Annotated in this window: 12 protein-coding genes and 1 other RNA gene; 1 reads left to right on the forward strand and 12 read right to left on the reverse strand. The window is 48.9% G+C overall.

Translation table 11 applies throughout. The features are described from left to right. Positions 1 to 34 precede the first annotated feature (34 nt). The 8 genes from AB447_RS25050 to cymR form a co-directional block, all read right to left on the reverse strand. A complete protein-coding gene (locus tag AB447_RS25050; protein WP_082142468.1) occupies positions 35 to 166 on the reverse strand; it encodes a YrzQ family protein in 132 nt (43 codons plus the stop codon). Between the two features lie 15 nt (positions 167 to 181). After that, a complete protein-coding gene (locus AB447_RS05520) occupies positions 182 to 373 on the reverse strand; it encodes a hypothetical protein (protein WP_046132119.1) in 192 nt (63 codons plus the stop codon). Positions 374 to 392: 19 nt separating this feature from the next. Beyond that, on the reverse strand, positions 393 to 854 hold the full coding sequence (locus tag AB447_RS05525) for a PRC-barrel domain-containing protein (protein WP_048353559.1): 462 nt from the start codon (positions 852 to 854) through the stop codon (positions 393 to 395). Positions 855 to 942: 88 nt separating this feature from the next. Next, a complete protein-coding gene (recD2, locus tag AB447_RS05530; RefSeq protein WP_048406433.1) occupies positions 943 to 3315 on the reverse strand; it encodes an SF1B family DNA helicase RecD2 in 2373 nt (790 codons plus the stop codon). Between the two features lie 57 nt (positions 3316 to 3372). Further along, positions 3373 to 4023, reverse strand: a complete 651-nt coding sequence (locus AB447_RS05535) for a tetratricopeptide repeat protein (RefSeq protein WP_048353558.1) — start codon at positions 4021 to 4023, stop codon at positions 3373 to 3375. An 87-nt stretch (positions 4024 to 4110) separates the two neighbouring features. Beyond that, positions 4111 to 5229, reverse strand: coding sequence for a tRNA 2-thiouridine(34) synthase MnmA (gene mnmA / locus AB447_RS05540; protein ID WP_048406389.1), 1119 nt, complete (start codon positions 5227 to 5229; stop codon positions 4111 to 4113). Positions 5230 to 5313: 84 nt separating this feature from the next. Continuing rightward, the gene (locus tag AB447_RS05545; RefSeq protein ID WP_048353557.1) at positions 5314 to 6453 is read right to left on the reverse strand and encodes a cysteine desulfurase family protein; all 1140 of its coding nucleotides are present in this window, start codon (positions 6451 to 6453) and stop codon (positions 5314 to 5316) included. 19 nt (positions 6454 to 6472) lie between these two features. After that, the gene (cymR, locus tag AB447_RS05550; RefSeq protein WP_046132114.1) at positions 6473 to 6889 is read right to left on the reverse strand and encodes a cysteine metabolism transcriptional regulator CymR; all 417 of its coding nucleotides are present in this window, start codon (positions 6887 to 6889) and stop codon (positions 6473 to 6475) included. Positions 6890 to 7221: 332 nt separating this feature from the next. On the opposite strand from cymR, the gene AB447_RS05555 reads away from it, so the two are divergent. Beyond that, positions 7222 to 8487: a replication-associated recombination protein A gene (locus tag AB447_RS05555; RefSeq protein ID WP_048353556.1), complete on the forward strand. Its 1266-nt coding sequence runs from the start codon at positions 7222 to 7224 to the stop codon at positions 8485 to 8487. 20 nt (positions 8488 to 8507) lie between these two features. On the opposite strand, the gene AB447_RS05560 is transcribed toward AB447_RS05555, so the two are convergent. From AB447_RS05560 to aspS, 4 genes are all read right to left on the reverse strand, one after another. Beyond that, a complete protein-coding gene (locus AB447_RS05560) occupies positions 8508 to 9029 on the reverse strand; it encodes an SF0329 family protein (RefSeq protein ID WP_048353555.1) in 522 nt (173 codons plus the stop codon). A gap of 60 nt (positions 9030 to 9089) precedes the next feature. Continuing rightward, on the reverse strand, positions 9090 to 9854 hold the full coding sequence (locus AB447_RS05565) for a tRNA threonylcarbamoyladenosine dehydratase (RefSeq protein WP_048353554.1): 765 nt from the start codon (positions 9852 to 9854) through the stop codon (positions 9090 to 9092). Positions 9855 to 10001: 147 nt separating this feature from the next. After that, positions 10002 to 10196, reverse strand: a non-coding RNA gene (ssrS, locus tag AB447_RS25055) — 6S RNA. Positions 10197 to 10264: 68 nt separating this feature from the next. Next, on the reverse strand, positions 10265 to 12043 hold the full coding sequence (aspS, locus tag AB447_RS05570) for an aspartate--tRNA ligase (protein ID WP_048353553.1): 1779 nt from the start codon (positions 12041 to 12043) through the stop codon (positions 10265 to 10267). Between the last annotated feature and the right edge of the window lie 7 nt (positions 12044 to 12050).

Here is a 12050-nt window from a genome sequence, read left to right on the forward strand (position 1 = left end):
AGAGGATACCCGAAGAAACGGGTATCCCCTCCCCTTAAAACATTTTCATAACGCGCCTTCTAAGCTTTCTCATGTTCCGTTTATTCATCATGTCGCTTTGCGACGCCATGTAATACATCAACGCCCCGGCACCTAACGAAATGAGAGAAGTCATTGTCCGATTCAACATTCTAACCTCCATTCAAAGGTTAATCGTACGTTCGTCATCCGTAAACAGATCGTCAAGACTGCTCAATGTTCCGTCTTCTTCCACCTGATGGGTTGAAATTTTTCCTTTCGAAAGGGTCAGCTCTATGAAGCATCCCCAGCAATAGTATTGATTCACACCGATTTTTCCGATGTCTTTGCCTTTGCAATTCGGGCAGATCAGCATTCGTATACACACCTCTTATTTAATTCAGGACGATTGTGCTTCTGCCTACTTGAAGCGGTTCGCCTGATGGCTGGATGTGCTTTTTGTCGCCTGACAAGTCGGCAAAAAAACCGTCTGAAAGTTCGTATGATACGATTATGCCCGAGTCGGAAGAAAAGTATACATCTTCCAGTATTCCCAGCGTATCGCCGCTCCCGTTTTTGACCATTTTTTGTTTAAGCTGGTCATAGGAAAAGCTCTGCTTTGGGATTTGCATCGGCTTAAATACGGTGAAATCAACGAATATCCCGTCATGATTAATCTCGGTGACGGAGGGAAGCGGAAGGAGCGAGCGATGGTTGTAAATACGCCGCTTCTCTTCCATGACAAATCCGAGGCATGTCCCTTCCTGGGAAAAACAAATATCTGTCACCACTCCAAGCAAAAGAGACGACTGCCTGTCGTAGACATTGAGCCCTTCCAGCTCATTGCATGTTCTCAAAGTGTGATCAACCACCTTTTTCAGAACAGTCTTAGGTTCTGCCGTTTGAACGGGACTCATACGATGAAATGGATTCCATGAAAAAGCTTTATTCCGCCTCTTTTTCCATAAAGTCAAACGGTGTGATGCCCTCCATGCCGATATTGGCGTCATATACGCTAAACGGCAGCTCTTTTTGGAGCGCGGCGAGCTCTTCGTCTTCTTCGTGCGCTGCCTGCTGAAGCCTTCTCTTGAGCGAAGTCTGCCTTTCAGAGGAATCTTTGTTTTTGATGCCCCATTGGAGCGCTTCCTCTTCGCCGCACAAAATGAGAAATTTTTTGCTTCTTGTAATTGCCGTATAAAGCAAATTTCTTCTCAGCATCCGGTAATAGCTTTTGACGACAGGAAGGATGACGATCGGAAATTCGCTGCCCTGCGATTTATGAATCGAACAGCAGTAAGCATGCGTAAACTGATTAAAATCCTTTTTTGTGAATGTGATTTCATTGCCGTCGAAGGAGACGACGGCCATGTCTTCTTTTTCCGTATTTTCCTTTGCATAAAAGATGGAGACGATTTCGCCCATATCTCCGTTAAACACATTGTGCTCCGGCTGGTTGACGAGCTGGAGAACTTTATCTCCCGTCCTGTAGACGACATCCCCGTACTTTAATTCCCTGCCTTTTTGCTTCGGCGGATTGAGGATGTTTTGCAAAAGCGCGTTTAATTCATTGATTCCCGCCGGTCCTCTGTACATCGGAGCGAGTACTTGGATGTCCCGAGCGGAATACCCTTTTTGTAATGCGTTTTGGACGACTTTTTCCACGACCTCTTTCATTTGCTGCTGACGGCACCTGATAAATGAACGGTCCTTTGTCGGTGCTGTCAAATTTTGCGGCAGCCGGCCCTTTTTCATATCATGCGCAAGTTCCACGATTGACGAGCCTTCAGCCTGCCGGTAAATATCGGTTAATCTGACAGAAGCAATGACATTCGAGGCTAAAAGATCCCTGAGCACCTGTCCCGGTCCGACGGACGGAAGCTGATCTTCGTCTCCGACCATGATGACCTGTATCCGGTTGGGTATCGCTTTGAACAATTGATTGGCAAGCCATATATCGAGCATGCTCGTCTCGTCGATAATCACCAGACGGCCTTCGATCGGGTTGTCCTCGTCATGTGTAAACCCTTCGGAACCGTTCCAGCCGAGGAGCCTGTGGATCGTCACGGCCGGAAGTCCCGTAGACTCGCTCATCCGTTTGGCCGCTCTGCCTGTCGGTGCAGCCAGGACAAACGGAAACGCCTCGTCTTTTTTATAATCAGCCGGATTCAAGCTCAAACCGTGAAGCTCGCTGTACAATTCGACAATTCCCCTGATGACCGTCGTTTTCCCAGTGCCCGGTCCTCCGGTTAAAAGGAGCATCGGAGACATCAGCGCTTTTTGAATCGCTTCTTTTTGGCTTGGCGCGTACTGAACCTGCATCCGTTCCTCAAGCTCCCCTAAAGCAAGCAAAAATTCCGATTCGGGGAACTGATCGTCATATTCGGTTTGTTCCGCGATCGTCAGCACCCTTTTGGCAAAGCTTTGTTCAGCATAGTACAGCGAAGGATAGTAGCACCTGTCATCTTCTATGAACAATTCCTTCTGTTCGCCGAGCGAAATGATCGAATCTGCCACGTCCATTTCGGTCACCTTTTCTTCTCCTGACGACTGGTTCAGCAGCTTTTGCGTCTCGATGATGAGCTGTTTTGTTTCGATGTAAGTATGCCCTTCCTGCAGGCATGCCGCTTCAATCGTAAATAAAATCGCCGCTTTGACCCGTTCTGGATGCCTGCCCGAAATCCCCATTCTGCCGCCCAGTTCATCCGCTTTCACGAAGCCGATCCCTTCGACGTCCTTCACGAGCTGGTACGGATTTTCGCGGATTTTATCAAGCGTTTCCGATTCATATGCCTGATAAATTTTCATCGAAAGCTGGGGTCCAAAGCCGAACTCGCTTAACGAAATCATGATCTGCTCGAGCCCCTGATGCTGCTGAAGCGCGGCGGCAAGTTTATCCGCTTTTTTCTTTGACAGCTTCGGGACGTCGTAAAGCACTGAAGCGTCTCCCAGAATTCTGTTAATCGCGCCTTCCCCGAGCTTATTGACGATTTCTTCGGCCGTTTTTTTGCCGATGCCTTCAAACAAATCGCTCGACAAATATTGAATGACGCCCTCTTTTGTCGTGGGGACTTCTTTTTTAAAATGATCCGTCTGAAATTGGAGGCCGAATTTCGGATGGGAGGCTTTTTTTCCGTAAAACGTATACGTTTCATCTTCAAAGATCGCCGGAAAGTAACCAGTGACAGAAACGGTTTTCTCATCAAACGATTCAGATGTTTCCTGGACTTTTACTTTCAGTACGGTATAAAGATTTGTTTCGTTGTGATAGATGACGGTTGTTACCGTTCCCTTTAGAAAGGACGCTTCATCCATTTGCATTTGGTCCGGATTTTGGTGTTTCACTGTGCTCCTCCCTCCTTTACAGCTCTCTCGGCATCATGCTTCTTCGAGCAATTGCTTGGCCTGAATGCTCAAGAAATGGTCAGGCTGTATGTCGATCGCTTTGTTCAGCATGGCAAGCGCTTTTTCCCGGTTTTCCTGAAAGGCGTATGCAACGCCTAAATTATAATAAGCATCGGCATGTGCAGGATCGAGATCCGTCACTATGGAAAACTGGGCGATCGCTTCGTCCAGCAGGCCTTCGTTGGCGAGGCACAGCCCGTATTGAAAGCGGGCTTCGTGATCCGCATCATTCAGTTCGGCCGCCCTCTGCAAATACGGCAAAGCGAGCTTCGGCTGCTCAAGTTTTACGAGCACGGTTCCGAGCATATAAAACAAGTCGCTGTTTTCCATGCCCGTCCGGTATGCTTTTTCAAACATGTCCTTTGCCTCTTGGTAGCGCTCTTTCATGACATAGACATTTCCGGCTCCATAGTAAGCCGCTCCGGCTTTTTCATCAAGGCTTACCGCCCTTTCATAAAAGGCGAGCGCCCTGTCCAATTCGCCGAGTGCCGACAGCAGGTTTGCAAAGTTGATGTATGGAACGGCATCGCCGCTGTTTTTATCGATTGCTTTTGTAAATGCTTCGGCCGCTTTTTCGAAATCTCCCTTTTGCATAGCATCAATTCCGATTTGGTTGTAGTCCAAAAGCCTTCTCCCTTTCGTGCTCGATTTTAAAAAGGCCGTCGACGAAGTCGACAGCCGTCAAGCCCCAGGCTTCCGGGGCTTTGTTTATTATACGTACCAGAGCTTTTGCCCGTCTTTATATACATCATCGATCGTTCCGCCGCCAAGGCATTCTTCGCCTCTGTAAAAGACGACAGCTTGTCCAGGCGTTACGGCGCGGACAGGCTCATTAAAGATGACTTCCGCTTCATCGGTTCCGGTCATTTTGACGGTGACCTCATGATCAGCTTGGCGATAGCGGAACTTAGCCGTGCAGGAAAGCTCAGACCCATCGCTGAAGATGCCGCTGTGCACAAAGCTCACGTTTGTCGCCGTGATCTTGTCTGAATACAAGAGCGGGTTGTCAAAGCCTTGATCAACATACAAAATATTTTTTTCGAGGTCTTTTCCGACGACAAACCACGGCTCTCCGCTTCCGCCGATGCCAAGGCCGTGCCTTTGCCCGATCGTGTAATACATCAAACCGTCGTGGCTGCCTTTGACTTCGCCTTCCATCGTCCGCATCTCTCCCGGCTGCGCCGGCAGATATTGGCTGAGGAAGGTTTTGAAATTCCGTTCACCGATAAAGCAGATTCCCGTGCTGTCTTTTTTCGCAGCCGTCGCAAGGCCCGCTTCTTTTGCGATTTCGCGGACGCGGCTTTTTTGCAGCTCGCCGATCGGGAACAGCACTTTATCAAGCTGTTCTTCTGTCAGCTGGTTCAGGAAATACGTCTGGTCTTTATTTTCGTCAAGTCCCCTCAGCATTTTAACCCGGCCTTCCGTACGGTCGACCCTCGCATAATGGCCTGTGGCAAGGTAGTCTGCGCCAAGCGACAAAGCATGTTCCAAAAAGGCTTTAAATTTAATTTCTTTATTGCACATGACATCGGGATTCGGCGTTCTGCCCGCTTTATATTCATCGAGAAAATATTGGAACACCTTTTCCCAGTATTGCTTTTCAAAATTAACCGCATAATACGGGATGCCGATTTGGTTACACACTTTAATGACATCTTCATAATCTTCAGTAGCGGTGCAAAACCCGTTTTCATCGGTGTCATCCCAGTTTTTCATAAAAATCCCGATGACATCGTAGCCTTGCTCTTTCAAAAGCAGGGCTGCGACAGAAGAATCAACGCCACCGGACATTCCGACGACTACCCGTGTATCTTCAGGCCGCTTCGTCATTTTCATCAACTCCAATAAATCAATTCATTAACTTATCCTTCACAGATCATATCATCATTATCAAGCGCGATGCGAATCTTTAGCTCACGCCAGACGATCAACGACCTTTGCGAGCTCTTCTGCTGCGCGCTTTATTTGCTCTTCGGTATTGCCAAAGCCGAAGCTGATCCGTATTGATGAAGTGAGCTGATCTGCATGTTCGCCGAACATCGCGGAGAGAACATGGGAAGGCAGAACCGATCCGGCGGTGCAGGCCGATCCGCTCGATACCGCAATGCCGGCCATATCCAAGTTAACGAGCAGCGCCTCGACCGAAACCTCCGGGAAGTACAAGTTCAAAATATGGGGAAGACTGTCTTCAAGACTTCCGTTCACTTCAAATCGGACACCTTCACGTTCAAGCGTTTTGGTGATGATGTCTTTGAAGCGGCGGTAAAGAGCCGTTTTTTCTTCTCTTTCCTGTTTTGTGAGTATAACGGCTTCGCTCAGCCCCACGATCCCTGGCACGTTTTCCGTTCCGGCCCGGCGTTTGCGTTCCTGTTCGCCTCCGAAAAGAATCTGCGTGAGCTTCGCTTTTTCATTGACATACAAAAAGCCTGTCCCCTTCGGTCCATTCAGTTTATGCCCGGAAACAGACATCATGTCGATATGGCTGTCTTTTACATCAATCGGCAAGAAACCGAACGCCTGAACGGCATCCGTGTGGAACAGTGCCTGATGGTCTTTTACAAGCGCTCCGATTTCGTCAATCGGCTGAAGCGTCCCCACTTCATTATTTCCGTACATCACCGTGACAAGGATGGTATCATCGCGCAGCGCATCCTCGACTTGCCGGGCGGAAATCCGGCCGCTTTTGTCAACGTCAAGGTATGTTACATCAAAACCCATTTCCTCCAGCCTGTTGCATGTATGCAGCACTGCGTGATGCTCGATCTTGGTCGTGATGATGTGCCTTCCTTTATCCTTATTCGCCTGCGCGCTTCCCAAAATCGCCATATTGTCGGCTTCCGTGCCGCCGCTCGTAAAAACGATTTCATTCTCACGCGCTCCGATTTCCCCGGCGATCATCGCCCTTGCATCATCAATCCATTTCCGGCCCTCTCTGCCGAAGGAATGAATGCTTGAAGGATTGCCGAAGTTTTCCGTAAAATAAGGCATCATTTTTTCTACTACGCGCGGATCGGTCGGAGAAGTTGCTGCATGATCTAAATAAATCCGTTCCATCCTCATTACACCTCAAGTCTTAAATGTAAAACATATAGGCTTCCTGATCGCCTTCCGTATAGCTTGCCAAGTCTTCGAGCGTCGTGGAGTCAAGCACTTCCTTGACGGCGTCGCGGATCTTGATCCACAGCTCGCGTTTGGCAGGCTCCTCATTTTCAAGCACTTCAACGGGGCTGATCGGGCCTTCCAGCACGCGGATAATGTCGCCCGCCGTAATGGACGCGGGGTCATCACCAAGAATATAGCCGCCGTATGCGCCGCGGATGCTTTTGACAAGCCCGGCATTCCGCAACGGGGATACAAGCTGTTCCAAATAATGTTCAGATAAATCGTTTGTCTGGGCAATGCTTTTCAAAGAAGTCGGGCCTTCGCCATGCTTCTTGGCAAGCTCAATCATAATCGTCAGCCCGTATCTGCCTTTAGTTGATATTTTCAAAATAAACACCTCTAACCTATAACAAAATCATGCCTTCAGGACGAAGGTACTCAGGCCGTTTCACAGGATGCAAAAGCCGTAAGCTGCATTTCATTACGGAGATAAATATCCCCGCCCTGCTGTTGGCCGTCCGGGTATTTCGTCTGCGTGTACAAGCCGCTATATGCCGGCAAGCATTTTGCTTGTCCGTCTGATAGATTACAGGTAATTATAGCACACTTTATATAAACTTTCATTTTCCGCTATATAATCAGTGTTGCCATATTGATTTCTTTTCTAATCGTCTTTTTTCCGTTACTCTATAAAAAGAATACATTCAGGAGAGATTGATCATGAAACCATTAGCATTTCGAATGCGTCCGACAAAAATTGAAGAGGTTCTCGGCCAGGATCATCTCGTAGGAGAAGGCAAGATCATTCAGCGGATGGTGCAGGCAAAGCACCTTTCGTCCATGATCCTGTACGGGCCGCCCGGCATCGGAAAAACATCGATCGCAACGGCCATTGCCGGGAGCACAAGCATCGCCTTCCGGAAGCTGAACGCGGTAATCAACAACAAAAAGGACATGGAAGCAGTTGCCGCTGAAGCGAAAATGTCCGGTCAGGTGATATTAATATTGGACGAGGTGCACCGGCTGGATAAAGGCAAACAGGACTTCCTTCTGCCGTATTTGGAAAACGGAATGATCATCATGATCGGTGCGACGACGGCCAATCCTTATCACGCGATTAATCCGGCGATCAGAAGCAGAACGCAAATTTTCGAGCTTCACCCTTTAAGCCCGGATCAAATCAAAGCGGCCATCGAACGGGCTCTGCATGACGAGCACAGAGGTTTAGGCTCATATCAGGTTGAAATTGATGAGGAGGCGCTCGACCATTTCGCGGCAGGCTGCGGCGGAGACGTCCGTTCGGCACTGAATGCAGTGGAGCTTGCCGTCCTGTCGACAAAAGAAAATGAAGAAGGAATCATTCATATTACGCCGGAAACGGCGGAAGAATGCCTCCAGAAAAAAAGCTTCGCACATGACAAAGACGGTGACGCTCATTATGACGTGATCTCCGCCTTTCAAAAATCGATCAGGGGATCTGACGTGAATGCGGCCCTCCATTATTTGGCGCGGCTGATGGAAGGCGGGGATTTGGAAAGCCTTGCACGAAGGCTTCTCGTCATCGCTTATGAGGATATCGGACTTGCAAACCCGCAGGCCGGCGGGAGAACGCTCCAAGCGATTCAAACGGCGGAACGGATCGGATTCCCCGAAGCGCGCATTCCTCTGGCAAACGCTGTAATCGAGCTTTGCCTGTCGCCTAAATCAAACTCGGCCATACTCGCGGTTGACAAGGCTTTGGCAGACGTCCGTTCGGGAAAAATCGGCGATGTGCCGAAACACTTAAAAGACGCCCATTATAAAGGGGCGGCCGAGCTCGGCAGAGGCGTTGATTACAAATACCCGCACGACTACGAAAACGGCTGGGTCAAGCAGCAATACCTGCCTGATCCGTTGAAAAACAAAGTGTATTACGAACCGAAGCAGACGGGAAAATTTGAACTGGCGCTCAAACAGGTATATGACAAGCTGATGAAGACAAAATGAGAAACGGCCTGTCCCCTCTTTTATCCGGGGAGACGGGCCGTTTTTCGTTCCGCTTCCATTCTGAGCTTGTAAAAATACTTGACGATTTCGTGTTCGCGATCAATGACCGGTTCCAAGTTTAACAGCCGGCGCCTGCCCGTCCTTCTGTCGATCATCCCGAGCATTCTGACGAGAACTTGTTCAGACGACAACGTTTGATCAATACTGTTTGTGAAATACTCGTCAAGCGCATCAAAAAATTGGTATTGATAAAAATATCCGTCCGCATTTGCCTGATGCAGGGCTTCATCGTAAATCCGCACGTTTTCCGTCACATCATCAACATTTCTTACTCTTTCGGACCGGGACTCGATTTCGGCCGCTTTGTTTATCGCTGTAAGCGTACACATGCTGAATATATCTTTCCCGTCCACAGTAATGAAAGCCCTTCCCATTTGATCATGAGCTTTTCGATATGCTGTAACGTGAAAGTTCACCCGCTGTTTGAGACTTTCGCACATCAAACCTTCCAATTGCTGTTTATCTTTGCTCCATCTTCTCATGAACACCCTCCAAAACGGCAAAAAGGATAGCAGTCGGCATTCCCTTGCTATCCTTTTGCATTATTTATCTTTCACCCTTTTGATCGGAATATCTTTCAATAGCTCCATGACCACATGGCCGCCCATGATTAAGCCGGCGACTGACGGAACAAAGGCGTTTGATGACGGCGGCATCTGCGCCTTGCGGATTTTCGCCTCATCATTTCCGACGACTTTGCGGACGTCTTCGCGGATCACGATCGGGCTTTCGTCGGAAAAGACGACTTTAATGCCTTTTGTAATGCCTTCTTTGCGCAGTTTCGCCCGAACCACTTTTGCAATCGGATCTGTGTGCGTTTTTGAAATATCGGCGACTTTAAACCTTGTCGGGTCCGTCTTATTGGCCGCGCCCATGCTTGAAATGATCTTGATGTTCCGCTTAAGGCACTCCTTCATTAAATGGATCTTATAATGAATCGTATCCGAGGCGTCGATCACATAATCAGGTTCATAGTCAAAAAACTGCCCATACGTTTCTTCCGTATAAAACATCTTTAAGGCGATGCAATCGCATTCCGGGTTGATATCGGCGATCCTTGCCTTCATCAGGTCAACCTTGGGCTGGCCGACCGTCGAAAGCAGCGCGGGAAGCTGACGGTTGACGTTCGTGATGTCAACGTCGTCTTTATCGACCATCACGATTCTGCCGACTCCGGAGCGGGCGAGCGCTTCTGCCGCGAACGAACCGACGCCGCCGATTCCCAGAACGGCAACCGTGCTGTTTTTTAGAATATTCAATCCTTCTTTGCCAATCGCTAATTCATTGCGTGAAAACTGATGTAACAAGAATCTCACTCCATCTTTATATACAGTTACCGATAGTATCTTATCATAATCGGGTCATTAAACAAGCTGTCTGTGCAATTTTTTATTCATATTTTTAGTTTTGTCTCATACACTTTTCCAAGTATGGCCAAAATTTTTAAATCACAAAAAAGTCCCGATTGTGCCGTTGCCGCATTCCTTCGTTTTGATCCCGCTCTCGGCAGGTGGGTGTTCTGTTCCAAACTTTGCAAGTCCTCCAAGCTTCGAATGAAAAGAGGCATTTACTCCGTTTGAAAACAACGAACTCCCAAATAAAGAAATGTTCGGTCAAAACTAGGTGTACAACAAACACATCAGGACTTTATTTGTTAAAAATGATATCATACGTCCCCTTGATTTTCAATGGGATGAACAGCCGTATATTTTACAATTTACTGTCGAACTTTGCGGTTGATTGACAGGTGCAGCTCATCGAGCTGGGCGCTGTCAACTTCACTAGGAGCTTCCATCAACAGACAGCTTGCGCTTGCTGTTTTCGGGAAAGCGATCGTATCTCTCAAATTGGTGCGGCCGCCAAGCAGCATCACAAGCCGGTCAAGGCCGAGCGCGATTCCGCCGTGCGGTGGAGCCCCGTATTCAAACGCCTCAAGCAGGAAGCCGAACTGTTCTTTCGCCTCTTCCTCAGATAAACCGAGAAGCGCAAACATTTTCTCCTGAACGTCTTTTTCAAAAATACGGATCGATCCGCCGCCCAGCTCATAGCCGTTTAAGACGAGGTCATAGGCTTGAGCTTTCATGTCCTCCGGATTCGTGTCAACCAGTTCAAGGTCTTCCCGGACAGGCATCGTGAACGGGTGGTGCGCCGCATAGAAGCGTCCTTCTTCTGAGTCGTACTCAAGAAGCGGCCAATCCACAACCCATAAAAAGTTGAACAAGCTTTCATCGATCAGGTTCAGTTCTTTTCCGAGCTTTAAGCGCAGTGCGCCGAGAGCGTCATTGGCGACTTCCAGCCGGTCTGCGACAAAGAGGATAAGGTCCCCTTCCGCCGCGTCCAGCGCTTCAGCGAGCGCCTTTCCTTTTTCATTCTGGAAGAACTTTGCAATCGGCCCTTTTAAACCGTCCGCTTCGGCTTTCAGCCATGCCAGCCCTTTCGCCCCGTAGTTTGCGGCGAATTCGCCGAGCGCATCGATGTCTTTCCGCGAATATTTGGATGCGGCCCCTTTTACGTTTATCGCTTTGACCGCGCCTCCATTTGCCACGGCTGACGCAAATACTTTAAAATCAGAGTCCTTTACGGTTTCTGATACATCGGTTAACAGCATCTCGAAGCGAGTATCCGGTTTGTCGGATCCGTAAAGGTTCATCGCATCTTGATAAGACATTCTCGGCAGCGGCAGGGAGATGTCTATGCCGTGCGTTTCAAGCATGACTTTCGCCATCATCTCTTCAGCAAGCTTCATGATGTCTTCCTGGCTCATAAATGACATTTCGATATCGATCTGCGTAAATTCCGGCTGGCGGTCGGCGCGCAAATCTTCATCCCTGAAGCAGCGGGCGATTTGATAGTAGCGGTCAAAGCCGGACACCATCAATAGCTGCTTGAAAAGCTGCGGGGACTGCGGCAGCGCGTAAAATTCGCCTTCATGGACGCGGCTCGGTACGAGATAGTCGCGCGCTCCTTCAGGCGTTTTTCTTGTCAATACCGGCGTTTCAATATCGATAAAGCCGTTGTCGTCAAGGAAGCTGCGGACGGCTTTCGTGACGTTATGCCGCATTTTCAACGTGCTGTACATCTCCGGCCGGCGCAAGTCGAGATACCTGTGCTTCAATCTGACGTCTTCAGACACTTCGGAGGCCTGGTCACTGATCGCGAAAGGAGGCGTTTTTGCCGCGCTCAGCACGGTGACCGATTCAGCCTGGATTTCAATTTTTCCGGTTTTCAGGTTGGGATTGACCGTGGCTTCTTCGCGCGCGACGACTTTGCCCGTGATGTCAAGCACGTATTCGCTGCGGATCGTTTCCGCCGTTTTGAGCGCATCTGCGGAAAGATCGGGATTAAAGACAACCTGAACGATGCCGGAGCGATCTCTTAAATCGATGAAAATCAGACCTCCGAGGTCGCGTCTTTTTTGAACCCACCCTTTTAGTACAACGGTTTCTCCAATCGCCTTCTCCGTGATTTCGCCACAATAATACGTTCGTCCAAACAAAGCGTTC

The sequence above is a fragment of the Bacillus glycinifermentans genome, from assembly GCF_001042475.2.
GTDB lineage: Bacteria > Bacillota > Bacilli > Bacillales > Bacillaceae > Bacillus > Bacillus glycinifermentans.

Excerpts from the sequence above, each read along its gene's own strand:
- AB447_RS05560 (WP_048353555.1), bottom strand. The coding sequence starts at position 9,029 with ATGAGAAGATGGAGCAAAGATAAACAGCAATTGGAAGGTTTGATGTGC.
- recD2 (WP_048406433.1), bottom strand. The coding sequence starts at position 3,315 with ATGCAAATGGATGAAGCGTCCTTTCTAAAGGGAACGGTAACAACCGTC.
- AB447_RS05545 (WP_048353557.1), bottom strand. The coding sequence starts at position 6,453 with ATGGAACGGATTTATTTAGATCATGCAGCAACTTCTCCGACCGATCCG.
- mnmA (WP_048406389.1), bottom strand. The coding sequence starts at position 5,229 with ATGACGAAGCGGCCTGAAGATACACGGGTAGTCGTCGGAATGTCCGGT.
- AB447_RS05555 (WP_048353556.1), top strand. The coding sequence starts at position 7,222 with ATGAAACCATTAGCATTTCGAATGCGTCCGACAAAAATTGAAGAGGTT.
- AB447_RS05520 (WP_046132119.1), bottom strand. The coding sequence starts at position 373 with ATGCTGATCTGCCCGAATTGCAAAGGCAAAGACATCGGAAAAATCGGT.